Raw genomic sequence first — 345 nt, 5'->3', positions numbered from 1 at the left:
ACATATAAATCCACTTCTAAATTCAACCACCATGATCATCAATATGCCTCCAACAGAGCATCCCCTACGTTTACCCAAACACTATAACCTACTCCCACTACCCCTACATCTCGTATTAACACCCGCCCAACCACTTCTTCCAGACCTACCATCACTTCTAACCAGCAATAGATCATTTCATAAACAAACCCTCCTATCCGAAGCCAATCTAAATCCACAAGAACTTCACACACAGTCGCCTCCTCAAATTCACAAATTCCTATCTTACCCATTAACACCAACTCATTTACATACTCATCATCACCTGCATCCATTCCCCATCTTCCACCATCTTCTTCACACATT

Annotated in this window: 1 protein-coding gene; it reads left to right on the top strand. The window is 42.0% G+C overall.

Annotated features, from left to right (window positions below):
* Positions 1-31: 31 nt before the first annotated feature.
* On the top strand, positions 32-345 hold a 314-nt coding region (locus FS742_RS28330; protein WP_395940404.1), incomplete at its 3' end, for a ChbG/HpnK family deacetylase.

This window comes from Bacillus cereus (genome assembly GCF_007678085.1).
GTDB classification, from domain to species: Bacteria; Bacillota; Bacilli; order Bacillales; family Bacillaceae_G; genus Bacillus_A; species Bacillus_A cereus_BE.
The sequence above is the reverse complement of the archived record's forward strand: the minus strand, read 5'-3'. Positions and strand labels throughout refer to the sequence as shown.